The following is a 15,468-nucleotide window of genomic DNA, read 5'->3' on the forward strand; positions in this document are numbered from 1 at the left end:
CTGAGCCTATCGGGACGTACCTCCCGGCCTCGGGCGGGACGGCCGATGTTGTCTTATTTTATTGGCGCCTGAGGGAGCATCAGGTACCAGGGCAGGCCAACAGCACTTGCCAACAGCCTTGCGCGCGACCGTCGGCCCTGTATGCGGAATGACGGGATTTCACCGTCTCGACGAGGGCGCCCGCCCCGTTCTCGCCCGCCCCGCGGTCGGGGTCGCCCGTCATCCGCAGGTATGACACCGGCCCGCCCCGTCCGACCGAAGTCGCCCCCTCGAACCGGAACAGCGGCTGACTACAGGGCGCCGTACGGCCGGGACGATGGATGACGTCCCGAGCACACCGTGCCGACAGCATCCGCCGTACCGACAGGAGCGCCCTTCCCGTGACCACCGCACCCATCGCCGACCGGTCCACCCTCGTGGCCGCGCGCGCCACGGAGCTTTCCAAGATCTACGGCCAGGGCGAGACCGAGGTGGTCGCCCTGGACCGGGTCTCCATCGACTTCCGGCAGGCCGAGCTCACCGCGATCATGGGCCCCTCCGGCTCCGGCAAGTCCACGCTGATGCACTGCGTCGCCGGGCTGGACACCTTCTCCTCCGGTTCGGTGCGCATCGGCGAGACCGAGCTGGGCTCGCTCAAGGACAAGCAGCTGACCAAGCTGCGCCGGGACAAGATCGGCTTCATCTTCCAGGCGTTCAACCTGCTGCCGACCCTCACCGCGCTGGAGAACATCACCCTTCCGATGGACATCGCGGGCCGCAAGCCCGACAAGCAGTGGCTGGACTCCGTGATCCAGATGATCGGACTGTCCGGCCGCCTCGGGCACCGGCCCTCCCAGCTGTCCGGCGGGCAGCAGCAGCGGGTCGCCGTGGCGCGGGCGCTGGCCTCCCGGCCGGAGATCATCTTCGGTGACGAGCCGACCGGAAACCTCGACTCGCGTTCCGGCGCCGAGGTGCTCGGCTTCCTGCGCAACTCGGTGCGGGAGCTGGGCCAGACCGTGGTGATGGTGACCCACGACCCGGTGGCCGCCGCGTACGCGGACCGGGTGGTCTTCCTCGCGGACGGACGCATCGTCGACGAGCTGTACGGGCCGACGGCCGACTCGGTGCTCGACCGCATGAAGCGGTTCGACGCCAAGGGCCGCACCAGCTGACACACCCCGTCCGCCCCCACCCCGTACCCCGTACGTCTGGACAGAGAAGACCCCCATGTTCCGTACCGCCTTGCGCAACGTCTTCGCGCACAAGGCCAGGCTGTTGATGACCGTGCTCGCCGTGATGCTCGGCGTGGCGTTCGTCTCCGGCACCCTGGTCTTCGCCGACACCCTCTCCAACGCCTTCCGCAACCAGTCGGCGAAGAGCTACGACGACGTCGCCGTCGCCGTCACCTCGCACGCCGACCCGGACAACCCCAAGGAGGAGCCCGGCCTCTCCGGCAAGGTCCTCGACCGGATCTCCGCCGTGGACGGCGTCGCCGGCGTGTACGGCCGCGTCGAGGGCTTCGCCGGCGTCGCGGACCCCGACGGGAAGCTCATCGGCGTCGGCTGGTCCAACAAGGGCTCCAACTTCGCCCCGGGCAAGGACGGCAAGGACACCGCGTACACGTTCACCGACGGCTCCGGTCCGGTGGAGGACGACCAGATCGCCCTGGACGAGGAGTCCGCCGGCAAGGGCGAGTACAAGGTCGGCGACCGGGTGCGCGTCGCGACCAACGGCCCGGTGCGGGAGTACACCCTCAGCGGTGTGTTCACCACCGAGGACGGTGCCGTCAACGCGGGCGGCAGCCTCGTCCTCTTCGACACCGCCGTCGCCCAGAAGCAGTACCTCCAACCGGGCTACTTCGAGGACGCCACCGTCACCGCGGCGCCCGGCGCCGACGACGCCAAGATCCTGGCCGCGGTCGAGCCGCTGCTGCCGGACACCGCCGAGGCCCAGACCGGCCAGGCGCTCGCCGACGAGCAGGCCGACCAGATCGAAAAGGGCCTGGGCAACCTCAAGCAGGTCCTGCTCGGCTTCGCCGGCATCGCGCTGTTCGTCGGCGTCTTCCTGATCTCCAACACGTTCACGATGCTGGTCGCCCAGCGCACCAAGGAGATCGCCCTGATGCGCGCCGTCGGCGCGTCCCGCAGGCAGGTCACCCGCTCGGTGCTCGCCGAGGCCGCGCTGGTGGGTCTGGTGGCCTCCGCGGTCGGCTTCGCCCTCGGCGTCGGTCTGGCCGTCGGACTGCGCTCCGGCATGGCCGCGGCCGACATGAAGATGCCGGACGGCCCGCTGGTGCTGTCGGCCACGCCGGTGGTCGCGGCGTTCGCGGTGGGCGTGCTGATCACGGTGTTCGCCGCCTGGCTGCCCGGCCGCCGGGCCGCGAAGATCCCGCCGGTGGCGGCCATGAACAGCGTCCACGCGGTGGCCACCACCAAGTCGCTGGTGGTGCGCAACTCCATCGGCGCGGCCATCACCGCCCTCGGCGCGGCGGGGATCGTGGCGGGCGCCTCGACCGGCGGCGACGACGGCCGGATGTACATCGGGGCGGGCGCGTTCCTCGCGCTGATCGGCGTGATCGTCCTGATCCCGCTGCTGTCCCGGCCCGTGATCGCGCTCGTCCGTCCGGTGCTCGTCGGCCCCTTCGGGGTGGCGGGCAAGCTGGCCGGCCAGAACGCGGTCCGCAACCCGCGCCGCACCGGCGCCACCGCCTCGGCACTGGCGATCGGGCTGACGCTGGTGACCGGCCTGTCGGTGCTCGGCGTCACGGTCGGTACGGCCATCGACAAGATGACCACGGACAACATCAAGGCCGACTACATGGTCTCGATGGCCAACGGGGGCGACCTCGACCGCTCCGCGCTGACGGCCCTGGAGAAGGCCGACGGCGTGTCCGCGGTGTCGCCGCAGCAGGACACCTACTTCCGGGTCGACGGCGACTTCGTCTCCGCGTCGGCGGTCACCCCGGGCGACATCGAGAAGGTCCTGACCGTCGACGTCGTCAGCGGCAGCGCGGGCTCGCTCGCCCAGGGCCGGATCGCGGTCGCCGAGGAGACGGCCGAGAGCAGGGGCTGGAAGCCCGGCGACACCGTCTCCGTCACCTTCGACGACGACGAGAAGGCCACGCTGACGGTCGGCGCCGTCTACAAGGACAGCGAGTTCCTCTCCCCCGTCCTCGTCGACCGGAAGGTGGTGGACCGGCACGAGGCGAAGCCGTCCATCCAGCAGGTCTTCGTGAAGGTCGACGGCGGCCAGTCCGCGGCGAACGAGAAGGCCCTCGTCGACGCGCTCGGCGACAACCCCGCGATCACCGTGATGGACCGGCAGGACATCCGCGACGAGTTCGGCGGCGCCATCAACACCCTGCTGAACGTCATGTACGGCCTGCTGGCGATGGCCCTGATCATCGCGGTCCTCGGTGTCGTCAACACCCTCGCGATGTCCGTCTTCGAACGGCAGCAGGAGATCGGCATGCTGCGCGCGATCGGTCTGGACCGGCGCCGGGTCAAGCGGATGGTCCGGCTGGAGGCCGTCGTCATCTCGGTGTTCGGCGCGGTGGTCGGCATCGGTCTCGGCACGTTCCTCGGCTGGGCGATCGGCGAGACCGTCGCCGAGGAGATCCCCGGGTACGCGCTGGTCCTGCCCTGGGACCGGATCGGGATCTTCGTGGTGCTGGCCGGCCTGGTGGGCGTCCTGGCCGCCCTGTGGCCTGCCCGCAACGCCGCCCGGCTGAACATGCTGAACGCGATCAAGGCCGAGTGACCTCGCCCGCACCGGGCACACAGAGGGCCGGGCTCCCCACGGGGGCCCGGCCCTTCGGGTCGGCGGGGTCAGGCGCGGCCGGGCTCGCCCCACACGCGGGCGCGCAGCGGCATTCCGGAGGCGCCCGAGTCGGGCGTCTTCACGGCGAGGACCTGGTTGACGCCGATGCGGTTGCGTTCGAAGGCGAGCGCGGAGGCGGCCATGTACAGCTGCCAGACCCGGGCACGGCCGGGGCTGACCAGCCGGGTGGCCGCCGCCCAGTCGGACTCCAGGTTGGCGACCCAGCGGCGCAGCGTGAGCGCGTAGTGCTCTCGGATGGACTCCACGTCGCGGACCTCGAACCCGGCGCGTTCCAGCTGGGTGACGGTGGTGCCGACGGGGGCCAGTTCGCCGTCGGGGAAGACGTAGGCGTCGATGAACTCGTCGACGCTGTAGGCGGACTCGTCCCGCTGGGGGCGGCGGGCGATCTGGTGGTTCAGCAGCCGGCCGCCGGGCTTGAGGAGCTTGTGCAGATCGGTGGCGTACTCCAGGTAGCGCTCGGCGCCGACGTGCTCGGCCATGCCGATGGAGGAGATGGCGTCGTACGGCCCGTCGGCGACGTCCCGGTAGTCCTGGACGCGGATCTCCACCCGGTCGGTGAGCCCCTCGTCGGCGACCCGCTTGCGGGCGTAGGCGGCCTGCTCCTGGGAGAGGGTCACGCCGACGACGCCGACGCCGTGCTCGCGGGCCGCGTGGATCGCCATGGAGCCCCAGCCGCAGCCGACGTCGAGGAGGCGCTGACCGGGGCTCAGGTCCAGCTTGCGGCTGACGAGTTCGAGCTTGTCGCGCTGGGCGTCCTCCAGGGTGCCGCCCTCGGCCGGCGGGGCGGGCCAATAGGCGCAGGAGTAGACCATGGAGGGGCCGAGGACGAGTTCGTAGAAGTCGTTGCCCACGTCGTAGTGGTGGCTGATGGCCCGCTTGTCGCTGCGCTTGGTGTGCAGGTGGCCGCGGGCCCGGCGGACCTCCTCCGGCGGCGGGGCGGGCGGCAGCGGCGGCCCGGCGAGCCTCACCAGGCCGCGTACGGCGGCCCGGACCTCGGGGTCGCGCAGCGCCTCGACCAGACCGCGGGCGTCCTCGCCGCGCTCCCAGATGAGGCCGGCCAGCAGGCCGAGGGTGGTGTAGAGGTCCCCGTCGATGTCGATGTCGCCCGCCACCCAGGCGCGGGCCAGGCCCAGTTCGCCCGGTTTGAACAGCAGGCGGCGCAGGGCCCTGCGGTTGCGGACGACGAGGGTCGGCGCGCCCGGCGGACCCGCCTGCGAACCGTCCCAGGCGCGGATGCGCACCGGGAGAGGTGCTCCCAGCAACTGTTCGAAGAGGTTCTGCAGCCGCAGCGCGGCGTCAGCCATGGCGTCCTCCGTGACGAGCGATCCCGGAATGTCCAACACCACGTAAACACCTGGGAGCCCGCGGTACAGTCCCCGGCGCGCGTTACGACTCGGCAAAATAGCTGTACACACCAACGGATTCGTCGCTCCAACGGCGCAGCCCACGCACAGCGCGAAGGGGCCGCCCGCACCACGGATGGCGGACGGCCCCTTCGGGGGTACTGCTGGGGACTGCTACGGCCGGCGGCGACCGGGGGTCAGGAGGCCTTGGCCTCGGTCTTCTCCTGCTTGGCGGCCTTCTCGCCCTGGTCGGCGGCCTTCGGCGCGGCGGGCTTCGGGGCCGGCTTGGCGGCCTCGTAGAACTCCTCGCGCGGGGTCTCCATGGCGCCGAGGGAGACGACCTCGCGCTTGAGGAACATGCCGAGCGTCCAGTCCGCGAAGACGCGGATCTTGCGGTTCCAGGTCGGCATCGCCATGCCGTGGTAGCCGCGGTGCATGTACCAGGCGAGGCGGCCCTTGAGCTTGATCTTCATCTTGCCCATGACGATCATCGCGACGCCCTTGTGCAGGCCGAGGCCCGCCACCGCGCCCTTGTTGGCGTGGCTGTACTCCTTCTGCGGGAAGCCCCGCATACCGGAGATCACGTTGTCGCCGAGGACCTTGGCCTGGCGCAGCGCGTGCTGGGCGTTCGGCGGGCACCAGGCGTTCTCGTTGCCCGCCTTGCGGCCGACGAGGTCCGGCACCTGGGCGTTGTCGCCCGCGGCCCAGATGTAGTCGGTGCCCTGGACCTGGAGGGTCGCCTGGGTGTCGACGTGGCCGCGGGGGCCGAGCGGCAGGCCGAAGCGGGCCAGCGCCGGGTTGGGCTTGACGCCGGCCGTCCACACGATGGTGTTGGAGTCGACCTCCAGCCCGTTCTTCAGCACCACGTGGCCGTCGACGCAGGAGTCCATGGAGGTGGACAGGTAGACCTCGACGCCGCGGCCCTCGAGGTGCTCCTTGCCGTACTGGCCGAGCTTGGGGCCGACCTCGGGGAGGATCTTGTCGGCGGCGTCCACGAGGATGAAGCGCATGTCCTCGCGGGAGACGTTGTTATAGTACTTGGCCGCGTCGCGGGCCATGTCCTCGACCTCACCGATGGTCTCCGCGCCGGCGAAGCCGCCGCCGACGAAGACGAAGGTGAGCGCCTTGCGGCGGATCTCCTCGTCGGTGGTGGAGTCGGCCTTGTCCAGCTGCTCCAGGACGTGGTTGCGCAGGCCGATGGACTCCTCGATGCCCTTCATGCCGATGCCCTGCTCGGCGAGGCCGGGGATCGGGAAGGTGCGGGAGACCGCGCCCATCGCGATGACCAGGTAGTCGAACGGCAGCTCGTACGCCTCGCCCACCAGGGGGGCGATCGTGGCGACCTTGCGGTCCTGGTCGATGGTGGTGACCCGGCCGGTGAGGACCTCCGCCTTCGGAAGCACGCGCCGCAGGGGGACGACGACGTGCCGCGGGGAGATGCTGCCGGCGGCGGCTTCGGGGAGGAAGGGCTGGTAGGTCATGTACGACCGCGGGTCGACGACGGTGACGGTCGCCTCGCCGTAACGCATCTTCTTCTGGATGCGTCGAGCTGCGTACAGGCCTACGTACCCACCGCCTACTACGAGGATCCTGGGACGCTCCGTGGTGCTCATGCCATCGAGTATCCACCCGGTTGAGGGGGGTCGATCGTGCGCCCCTTCACAAGCTTCGGTGGGTACTGTGCTACCATCCGCCGCTCACGTGATGGAGATCATGGCGGGCGAAGGAACCAGCGTGTAGAGCACCCCGTTGTCAATGCCGCGTGAGCTGCGCCTCCGCGCCTCCGGGACGGTGGACCACCCGTCCGCGAGGGCTCTGCGGGACCCCTTCGCGACACCGACCTGAACACGTTCAAAGGGCAGTTGAAAGCCCAAAAGGGTCAACGGGCGCGCTTTCGTCGTCCGACAGGGCCCAATTCCTTGTGAAGAACTTCACGAACTTTCCCGACGGCGCGTCACCGAGGGGCCCGAGCGGCCCCCCGATGCCCGCTCAAACGTCGTCCTACCTGCTCAGACCGCCACGGCGCGCGCCACCGGGTCCATCACCGCGAGGGCCCCGGGCGATCGACCACGCGATGCCGTCGAGGATGTCGTGCTCACTCACGACGACCTCCTCCGCGCCCGTCCGCTCCATGATCGCCAGCAGCGTCAGGGCACCGGCCGCGATCACGTCGACCCGGCCCGGGTGCATGGAGGGGACCGCCGCGCGCTCGGCGTGGGTGGAGCGCAGCAGCCAGTCGGTGATCTCACGGACCCGGTCGTGGGAGACGCGGGAGTGGTGGATGGCGGCGGAGTCGTACTCCGGCAGCTCCTGCGCGATCGCGGACACCGTCGTCACCGACCCGGCGAGCCCCACCAGCGTGCGCGCCTCGCGCAGCGGCACCGTCCGCTCGGCCAGGTCCAGGGCGGCCTCGATGTCGGCCCGCATCGCGGCCACCTGCTCCGCGGCCGGCGGGTCGGTCACCGCGCCGTCGCGCACCAGGTGCCGCTCGGTCATCCGCACGCAGCCGACGTCCACCGAGCGGGCGGCGCGCACGTGGTCGTCGCCGACGACGAACTCCGTCGAACCGCCGCCGATGTCGACGACCAGGTACGGCTTGTCCAGGTCCGCGCGGCCGGTCAGTTCCTTCGTGGCACCGGTGAAGGAGAACTCGGCCTCCTGGTCGCCCGAGATCACCTCGGGCTCGACACCCAGGATGTCCAGCACCCCGCGCACGAAGTCGTCCCGGTTCTCCGCGTCGCGGGAGGCGGAGGTCGCGACGAAACGCAGCCGCTCGGCGCCGTGCGCCTTGATGACCTCCGCGTACTCCCGGCAGGCGGCGAAGGTCCGCTCCAGCGCCTCGGGCGCGAGCCGGCCGGTGCGGTCGACGCCCTGGCCGAGCCGCACGATGGTCATCCGCCGGTCCAGGTCGGTCAGCGCGCCCGTGTCCGGGTCCAGATCGGCCACCAGGAGCCGGATGGAGTTCGTACCGCAGTCGACGGCGGCCACCCGGGTCACTGGACGTCCTCCCCTTCGGTCCCGGGGACCGTCACGCACGGACCCTTGCGCCACCACTCGGGCAGCATCGCGATCGCCTCGTCGCCCAGCGGGTTGACGCCGGGACCGGCCGCCAGCGAGTGGGCGACCAGCACGTGCAGGCACTTCACGCGGTCCGGCATGCCGCCCGCGCTCGGGAAGCCGGTCAGCTCCTTGATCTCGTCGCGGCGCCGGATGTAGTCCTCGTGCGCGGCGCGGTAGGCGGCGGCCAGCTCCGGGTCGGTGCCCAGCCGCTCGGTCATCTCCTTCATCACGCCGTTCGCCTCCAGCGTTCCGATGGCGGAGGCCGCCTTCGGGCACGTCAGGTAGTACAGCGTGGGGAAGGGCGTGCCGTCGGGCAGCCGCGGCGCCGTCTCCACGACGTCCGGCTGGCCGCACGGGCAGCGGTGCGCGATGGCGCGCAGGCCGCGCGGGGGGCGTCCGAGCTGCTGCTTGAAGGCCGCCACGTCCGCGTCGGTCGGCTCGGTGCGCGGGGTGGTCGGCGGGGGAGTCTGCATGACTGTCTTCTGCTGGTCTTCCTGTTGAGTCACTGCCGGAGAGGCCGGAGAGGCCGCCGGGGTCGGTTCACCGCCGGTGGGCGGCGGCGTCGGCCTTGTCGACCCCGTCCCACACGTTCCGGTACCAGGGGCGGTCGGCGGCGCCCGCCTCTGCGCGGGTCTGCTCGGCGGCCTCCGGGTCGACGACGACGAACCCCGTCTCCCCCGGCATCACGTAGTGCAGCCGCAGCCGGACCTGCTGCTCGGCGTAGGCGTCGTCCTGCCAGCGTGCCTTGAGGTCGCGCAGGTCCTCGACCCGCTGCCGGGTCTCCCGCTGCTCCCGCTGGAGATCGGCGATCTCGGCACGCTGGGCGACGTACTGCCGTATCGGGTAGGCGAGGGCCACGACGAGCGAGCAGAGCACCATCGCGAGCAGCGCGGCCCGGCCGGTCAGCCGGGAGCGCCGGGCCTGGCGCCTGGTCTGCGAACGGTAGACCCGGGCCGCGGTCTGTTCCCCGATGATCCGGATCCTGGTCGCGGTGGAGAAACGGTCCCGGTCCTTCACGGCCATCTGGTCTCCGCCTCCCGTGCACGCGCGTACGTCCCCGCACACGGTACGGGACCGGGTACGGGGACGTACGTACGACGCTGCCTTCTACCGGGCTGTCAGCCCTTGAAGCGCGGGAACGCGCTGCGGCCGGCGTACACCGCGGCGTCGTCGAGGATCTCCTCGATGCGCAGCAGCTGGTTGTACTTGGCCACGCGCTCGGAGCGGGCCGGGGCGCCGGTCTTGATCTGGCCGCAGTTGGTGGCGACGGCCAGGTCGGCGATGGTGACGTCCTCGGTCTCGCCGGAGCGGTGGGACATCATGCACTTGAAGCCGTTGCGCTGGGCCAGCTCCACGGCGTCCAGGGTCTCGGTCAGCGAACCGATCTGGTTGACCTTGACCAGCAGGGCGTTGGCCGAGTTCTCCTCGATGCCGCGGGCCAGGCGCTCCGGGTTGGTGACGAACAGGTCGTCGCCGACGAGCTGGACCTTGTCGCCGAGCTTGGCGGTGATGGTCTTCCAGCCGTCCCAGTCGTCCTCGAACAGCGGGTCCTCGATGGAGACCAGCGGGTACGCCTCGACCAGCTCGGCGTAGTACTCGGTCATCTCGGCGGCGGTGCGCTCCTTGCCCTCGAAGGTGTAGGAGCCGTCCTTGTAGAACTCGGACGCGGCGACGTCGAGCGCGAGGGCGATCTGCTCGCCGGGGGTGTAGCCGGCCTCCTTGATCGCCTCCAGGATGAGGTCGAGGGCCTCGCGGTTGGAGCCCAGGTTCGGAGCGAAGCCGCCCTCGTCGCCGAGGCCGGTGGCCAGGCCCTTGTTCTTCAGGACCTTCTTGAGGGTGTGGTAGACCTCGGCGCCCCAGCGCAGGGCCTCGGAGAAGGACTCCGCGCCGATCGGGGCGATCATGAACTCCTGGATGTCCACGTTGGAGTCGGCGTGCGAGCCGCCGTTCAGGATGTTCATCATCGGCACGGGCAGCAGGTGCGCGTTCGGGCCGCCCAGGTAGCGGAAGAGCGGCAGGTCGCTGGCCTCGGAGGCGGCGTGGGCGACGGCCAGGGAGACGCCGAGGATGGCGTTGGCGCCGAGCGAGCCCTTGTTGTCGGTGGCGTCCAGGTCGAACATGGCCTGGTCGATCAGGCGCTGCTCGGTGGCGTCGTAACCGACCAGCTCCGGGCCGATCTGCTCGATGACGGCCAGCACGGCCTTCTCGACGCCCTTGCCGAGGTAACGGCTCGGGTCGCCGTCACGGAGTTCGATGGCCTCGAAGGCACCGGTGGAGGCGCCGGACGGAACGGCGGCACGACCCGTGCTGCCGTCGTCGAGGCCGACCTCGACCTCGACCGTGGGGTTGCCTCGGGAGTCCAGGATTTCCCGGGCTACGACGACGTCGATGGACGGCACGAGCATCTCCTTCTTCAATGTGACGCTTCGGTGTGACGCGCGGTCGCGCGGGACCGCGGCGGCTCTGCGGGACCGAGCCTAACCGGCTCCGGGCGATCGGCCAGCCGATCGCCCACCCGCTGGACAGAACCGAGAGTAAATTGTTTCCGAACGGAACAAAGACGTTCCCGGAAACCGGGCGGGTGCCCCGCGCGGGCGGGACGCGAAAAATCCCGCCCCGGTGCGTACGGGGGAACACGCACCGGGGCGGGAGTCGCGGGAGCGGCCGCCGCTTACTTGAGGTGCAGCTGCTGGCCCGGGTAGATCAGGTCGGCGTCGTCGACGATGTCGTCGTTCAGCTTGAACAGCTTCGCCCAGCCGCCCTTGACGTCGTGCTCCGCGGCGATCGAGCTGAGGGTGTCGCCCTTGACGACCTTGTACTCGCCGTCGCCCTTCTCGACCTTCTTGCCGGTCGGGGTGGTGACGGTCTTCTTCTCGGCCTTCTCGGCCTTCTCGGTCTTCTGCTCGGCGGCCGGACGCTCGGAGGAGCGGGAGGCCTTCTGCTCGGTGGAGCGCTCGGCGGTGGAGCCGCTGCTCTGGCTCTGCGAGCTCTGGGAGCTGCCGGAGCCGCCGTCCTGCGAGCCGCCACCGGTGTACGCGGCGCCCGACAGGCCGGTGCCGCAGACCGGCCAGGCACCCTTGCCCTGGCCCGCGAGCACCTTCTCGGCGATCTGGATCTGCTGGGACTTGCTCGCCTGGTCGGCGGTGGAGGCGTACTGCGTACCGCCGTAGGCGGCCCAGGTGGAGGCGGAGAACTGCAGACCGCCGTAGTAACCGTTGCCGGTGTTGATGGACCAGTTGCCGCCGGACTCGCACTGGGCGACGGCGTCCCACTCGGACGCGGTGGCGGCGGAGGCGTTGCCGGCCGCCATCAGCGGGGCGGCGACGGCGGCACCGGTGACGCCGGCGACGGCGATGACACGGGTGGCCTTGGACGGACGACGGTGCTTGCCCTTGCCGGAAAACAGCATGGTTGATCCCCTCACCGACGCCTGCGAGGTGAGCTGTCGGGTTCGGGCCGGTTGAGTTGCCCGGCCGGGTTCCTCGCGGAACTCGGCTTCACCCCTAGCCGCTCCGGCTCAACTGCCCGGTGCGGCGCTTACCTTGGGTCCCCCGCTCCTGCCTTCGGCGCTCGACGCGACGACTGTTCCCGTACGGCCGCTGGCAGGATTCGGCGTTGCGGCTGTCGGGGCCCGCGGTGGCGAGCGGTCATGACCGTAGACACGCGCTCCGCGGATTTTCAAAGACGATCACGGCTTCTGAGACCTATCTCTCACGAGATCCAAAAGGGACATACGGTCTCTAACCGTGACGTGAACTCCCCCTACTTTTCGCCCGATTCGCCCGTGACCGTGAGCGTCTGACCGGGCAGGATGTGGTCGGGGTCGGCACCGACGACGGTCTCGTTGTCGGCGTAGAGCGTGTGCCATCCGCCGTCGACCTCAAGGGAGTCGGCGATGGCCCACAGGCTGTCGCCGGTGCGGACGACGTAACGGTTGCCCGCGGCCTCTCGCGCGCCACCGTCGCGCGAGGCGTGCCGCCCCGCCGCGGTGTCCGTGAGGCCTTCCTTGGCGGCGCCCTCCTCCGCACTGTCGCCGCGGTGCCGGCCGGCGCCGGACGAGCCCTCGGTCTCCCGCGGTTCGGCACTGGCGGAGGCGTCGGATTCGGACGAAGTGTCCGGCTTGGCGGATTGGTCCGCGTCACCGGACGAGCCGCTCGATGCGGCGCCCGAGCCGTCGGAGCCGTCGGACGAAGCGTCAGACGACTTCGAAGAAGAGGGCGAAGGGGACGAAGAGGACGCTCCCGAAGTCGACTCCGGCGCCCCGGCCGCTCCGGACGAGTCGGTCGAACCGGATGACCCGGACGACTCGGGCGTTTTGGTGGTCGTGGGCGATTCGGACGACTTGGTGGTGTCCGTCTCCCCCGAGGTCCCCGAACCCTCCGACGCCCCGTCACCGGCCGCGTCCGAGCCGCCGCCCGTGGTCCCGGAGTCGTTGCCGAGGCCGGCGAGCAGACCGCAGGTCGGCCATGCGGCGATGCCCTGGGCCGCATGCACCTTCTCGGCGATTCTTATCTGCTGGGAGCGACTGGCCTGGTCGGCGCTGGGGGCGTAGTCGAGACCGCCGTACTGCTCCCAGGCATCCTGGGACAGCTGCAGGCCGCCGTAGTACCCGTTGCCGCTGTTCTGGCTCCAGGCGCCGCCGGTCTCGCACTCGGCGACCTGGTCCCAGTTCGCCGAGTCGGCCGCGTGGGCGCCGGTCGCGCCGAGCAGCGGGATCGCGATGGCGGAGCCGGTCACTCCGGCGGCGACGACCAGAGCGGGTGCCTGGCGGGGGCGGCGGTGACGACCGTTCCCGGAGAGCATGCGACGACCTTTCACGAGACGACGGGGACCACGCGGCGGATGACGCTCGACACCACGTTGATCCGTGAACGTATAGGGAGATCATCGCTTGTCACAAGTTCATGCCGCGCAGATCACGTGAAGATCACAAAGTTGAGCGCGTGTCACTTTTGCGTCGGCGACGAAGCGTTCCCGGCCGATGACGCCGACGGCGTGAACGCCACCGGCAAGGTGCGCAAACCGCGCATGATGAGGCCGCCGCGCCACCGGAGTTCGGCCGGGTCCGCGGCGAGGCGGAGGTCCGGCAGCCGGGTGAGGAGCGTGGCCAGCGCCGTCTGTCCCTCCAGCCGGGCGAGCGGGGCGCCGAGGCAGTAGTGGATGCCGTGGCCGTACCCGAGGTGCTGGCTGTCGCGGCGGGCGAGGTCCAGGGTGTCCGGGTCGGTGAACCGCTCCGGGTCCCGGTCGGCGGCGGCGAGGACGACGAGGACGGGGTCGCCGGCCGCGACGTCCTGTCCGCCGATGGACAGCGGCCGGGTGGCGAAGCGCCAGGTGGCCAGCTCCACCGGGCCGTCGAAGCGCAGCAGTTCCTCGACGCCGGTCTCCAGCAGGCCGCGCTCGCCTGCCGCGAGGGAGGCCTGGAGCCGGGTCCGCTGCTCGGGGTGGGTGAGCAGGGCGTACACCCCGTTGCCGATGAGGTTGACCGTGGTCTCGAAACCGGCGAACAGCAGGATGAAGGCCATCGCGGCGGCCTCGTTCTCGGTGAGGTGCTCGCCGTGGTCGGAGGCTCGGATGAGGCCGGAGATGAGGTCCTCGCCGGGGGCGGGCCCGGGCGGCAGCGCCGCTCGCTTGCGGTGGATGAGGTCGGCGAGGTAACCGCGCATCTTCTTGACCGACCGCGCCACCCCGCCTCGCGGGCCACCCCCGTGACGGATCATCATGCCCGCCCAGTCCCGGAAGTCGTCCTGGTCCTCGCGGGGGACGCCGAGCAGGTCGCAGATGGCGTAGATGGGCAGGGGGAAGGCGAACTCGTGGATCAGGTCGGCGGAGCCGGTGGCGGCGAACCGGTCGATGAGGCCGTCGGCCAGCTCCTGCACCCGGGGCGCGAACTCGGCCACCCGGCGGGGTGTGAACGCCTTGCTGACCAGTCGGCGCAGCCGGGTGTGGTCCGGCGGGTCGATGTTCAGCAGGTGGGTCATCAGCTCGGCCTTCCGCTCCCCCGGAATGCCGGTCTTGCCCTTGGCGTGCGCCGGCTCGTCGTGGTGCGCCGGGTTCTTGGACAGCCTGGGGTCGGCGAGGGCCTGCTTGGCGTCGGCGTACCGGGTGACCAGCCAGGCCTCCACTCCGCTGGGCAGCCGGGTGCGGTGCACGGGGGCGTGCTCGCGCAGCCAGGCGTAGGCCGGGTAGGGGTCGCTGGCGAACTCCCAGGTGAACAGCTCGGGGGCGGGGCCGGAAGCCGCACCGGGGACGGGCGGACGGCCGGTCATCCCTCGACCGCCCTGATCGCGTCCCGGTAGGTCCGGGCCGCCGCTCTCAGGGCCGCCTCGGGGTCGGTGCCCTCGGACTCGGCGCGGGCCGCGAGGGCGAGCAGCTGGTAGCCGACGCCCTCGCCGGAGGGCAGCGGGACGTCCAGGCCGGCGGTGCGGACGCGGGAGTGGAGCTTGGCGGCGAGGGCGAGGCCGGGCTGGCCGAGGGGGACGCCCTCGGTGACCGAGGTGCGCTGCTTCTCGGCGGCCTTGGTGCGCAGCCAGTGCTCCCGGACCTCCTCGGGGGTGTCGGCACTCTCGTCGCCGAAGACGTGCGGGTGACGGTGGACGAGCTTGTCGACGATGGTGCCGGCCACGTCGTCCACGGAGAACGGGGCGTCGGGGTCCTCCTCCGCGATACGGGCGTGGAAGACGACCTGGAGCAGCACGTCGCCCAGCTCCTCCCGCAACTCGTCGCGGTCGCCGTCCTCGATGGCCTCGACCAGCTCGTACGCCTCCTCGATCGCGTACTTGGCCAGGCCCTCGTGGGTGCGCCGGGACGACCAGGGGCATTCGAGGCGGATCCGGTCCATGACCTGGACGAGGTCGAGGAGGCGGGCGCCCGGGAGGTCGTAGGAGGCGGGGAGCAGCTCCAGCTCGGGCATCGAGACGCGGCCGGACCCGGCGAGGCGGGCCAGTGAGTCGGTGAGCGCGGGCTCGCCCTCGCCGGTCGCGACGACCACCGCGGTGCGGCCGCCGGCGCAGGCGTCCACCAGCTCCTCGGCGGTCGGGGCCGCCTCGTCGACGCGGATGCCCGCCTCGCGCAGGTACGGCAGCTGGGGATGGGCTCCGTCGGCGCACAGGACGCGGTCGGCGGTGCGCAGGGTCTGCCAGGCGGGCCAGGACAGCAGGCCGGGGGCGACCCGGTGGCTGGTGGTGAGCAGGACGATGCGGCCCGGGCCGGGGGCGGTCGCGTCGGCGGTGGTTGCGTTCACTCCCCG

General features: G+C 71.2%; 12 protein-coding genes and 1 riboswitch. Of the genes, 2 read left to right on the top strand and 10 right to left on the bottom strand.

Annotated features, from left to right (window positions below):
• Positions 1-380: 380 nt before the first annotated feature.
• The gene (locus ACZ6IM_RS13275) at positions 381-1,151 is read left to right on the top strand and encodes an ABC transporter ATP-binding protein (protein WP_052842172.1); all 771 of its coding nucleotides are present in this window, start codon (positions 381-383) and stop codon (positions 1,149-1,151) included.
• A 55-nt stretch (positions 1,152-1,206) separates the two neighbouring features.
• Entirely contained in the window at positions 1,207-3,738 is a 2,532-nt protein-coding gene (locus ACZ6IM_RS13280) for an ABC transporter permease (RefSeq protein WP_469556552.1), read from the top strand.
• A 68-nt stretch (positions 3,739-3,806) separates the two neighbouring features.
• On the opposite strand, the gene ACZ6IM_RS13285 is transcribed toward ACZ6IM_RS13280, so the two are convergent.
• The 10 genes from ACZ6IM_RS13285 to ACZ6IM_RS13330 form a co-directional block, all read right to left on the bottom strand.
• The gene (locus ACZ6IM_RS13285; RefSeq protein WP_052842218.1) at positions 3,807-5,123 is read right to left on the bottom strand and encodes a class I SAM-dependent methyltransferase; all 1,317 of its coding nucleotides are present in this window, start codon (positions 5,121-5,123) and stop codon (positions 3,807-3,809) included.
• Between the two features lie 236 nt (positions 5,124-5,359).
• Positions 5,360-6,775, bottom strand: coding sequence for an NAD(P)/FAD-dependent oxidoreductase (locus ACZ6IM_RS13290; protein ID WP_052842174.1), 1,416 nt, complete (start codon positions 6,773-6,775; stop codon positions 5,360-5,362).
• Positions 6,776-7,163: 388 nt separating this feature from the next.
• Complete coding sequence (locus ACZ6IM_RS13295) at positions 7,164-8,159, bottom strand: Ppx/GppA phosphatase family protein (RefSeq protein ID WP_469556555.1); 996 nt, start codon at positions 8,157-8,159, stop codon at positions 7,164-7,166.
• Complete coding sequence (locus tag ACZ6IM_RS13300; RefSeq protein ID WP_052842177.1) at positions 8,156-8,695, bottom strand: DUF501 domain-containing protein; 540 nt, start codon at positions 8,693-8,695, stop codon at positions 8,156-8,158. Before ACZ6IM_RS13300 ends, ACZ6IM_RS13295 begins: the two co-directional genes overlap by 4 nt.
• A gap of 67 nt (positions 8,696-8,762) precedes the next feature.
• Positions 8,763-9,245, bottom strand: coding sequence for a cell division protein DivIC (divIC, locus tag ACZ6IM_RS13305; protein WP_052842178.1), 483 nt, complete (start codon positions 9,243-9,245; stop codon positions 8,763-8,765).
• Positions 9,246-9,340: 95 nt separating this feature from the next.
• A complete protein-coding gene (gene eno / locus ACZ6IM_RS13310) occupies positions 9,341-10,621 on the bottom strand; it encodes a phosphopyruvate hydratase (protein WP_469556557.1) in 1,281 nt (426 codons plus the stop codon).
• 272 nt (positions 10,622-10,893) lie between these two features.
• Positions 10,894-11,631 (bottom strand): resuscitation-promoting factor protein RpfA, encoded by a 738-nt coding sequence (gene rpfA / locus ACZ6IM_RS13315; RefSeq protein ID WP_052842179.1) that lies wholly within the window; start codon positions 11,629-11,631, stop codon positions 10,894-10,896.
• Between the two features lie 3 nt (positions 11,632-11,634).
• Positions 11,635-11,801, bottom strand: a riboswitch (cyclic di-AMP (ydaO/yuaA leader).
• Positions 11,802-11,984: 183 nt separating this feature from the next.
• Positions 11,985-13,025 (bottom strand): transglycosylase family protein, encoded by a 1,041-nt coding sequence (locus ACZ6IM_RS13320; RefSeq protein WP_469556559.1) that lies wholly within the window; start codon positions 13,023-13,025, stop codon positions 11,985-11,987.
• A 143-nt stretch (positions 13,026-13,168) separates the two neighbouring features.
• Positions 13,169-14,488 carry a cytochrome P450 family protein gene (locus ACZ6IM_RS13325; protein WP_052842181.1) on the bottom strand — a complete coding sequence of 440 codons (1,320 nt, stop codon included), beginning with the start codon at positions 14,486-14,488 and terminating at the stop codon, positions 13,169-13,171.
• A complete protein-coding gene (locus tag ACZ6IM_RS13330) occupies positions 14,485-15,462 on the bottom strand; it encodes a nucleoside triphosphate pyrophosphohydrolase (protein ID WP_469556562.1) in 978 nt (325 codons plus the stop codon). Before ACZ6IM_RS13330 ends, ACZ6IM_RS13325 begins: the two co-directional genes overlap by 4 nt.
• Positions 15,463-15,468 lie beyond the last annotated feature (6 nt).

The sequence above is a fragment of the Streptomyces sp. NPDC042336 genome (assembly GCF_055581985.1).

Excerpts from the sequence above, each read along its gene's own strand:
- ACZ6IM_RS13290 (WP_052842174.1), bottom strand. The coding sequence starts at position 6,775 with ATGAGCACCACGGAGCGTCCCAGGATCCTCGTAGTAGGCGGTGGGTAC.
- ACZ6IM_RS13300 (WP_052842177.1), bottom strand. The coding sequence starts at position 8,695 with ATGCAGACTCCCCCGCCGACCACCCCGCGCACCGAGCCGACCGACGCG.
- ACZ6IM_RS13320 (WP_469556559.1), bottom strand. The coding sequence starts at position 13,025 with ATGCTCTCCGGGAACGGTCGTCACCGCCGCCCCCGCCAGGCACCCGCT.
- rpfA (WP_052842179.1), bottom strand. The coding sequence starts at position 11,631 with ATGCTGTTTTCCGGCAAGGGCAAGCACCGTCGTCCGTCCAAGGCCACC.
- ACZ6IM_RS13325 (WP_052842181.1), bottom strand. The coding sequence starts at position 14,488 with ATGACCGGCCGTCCGCCCGTCCCCGGTGCGGCTTCCGGCCCCGCCCCC.
- divIC (WP_052842178.1), bottom strand. The coding sequence starts at position 9,245 with ATGGCCGTGAAGGACCGGGACCGTTTCTCCACCGCGACCAGGATCCGG.
- ACZ6IM_RS13280 (WP_469556552.1), top strand. The coding sequence starts at position 1,207 with ATGTTCCGTACCGCCTTGCGCAACGTCTTCGCGCACAAGGCCAGGCTG.
- ACZ6IM_RS13285 (WP_052842218.1), bottom strand. The coding sequence starts at position 5,123 with ATGGCTGACGCCGCGCTGCGGCTGCAGAACCTCTTCGAACAGTTGCTG.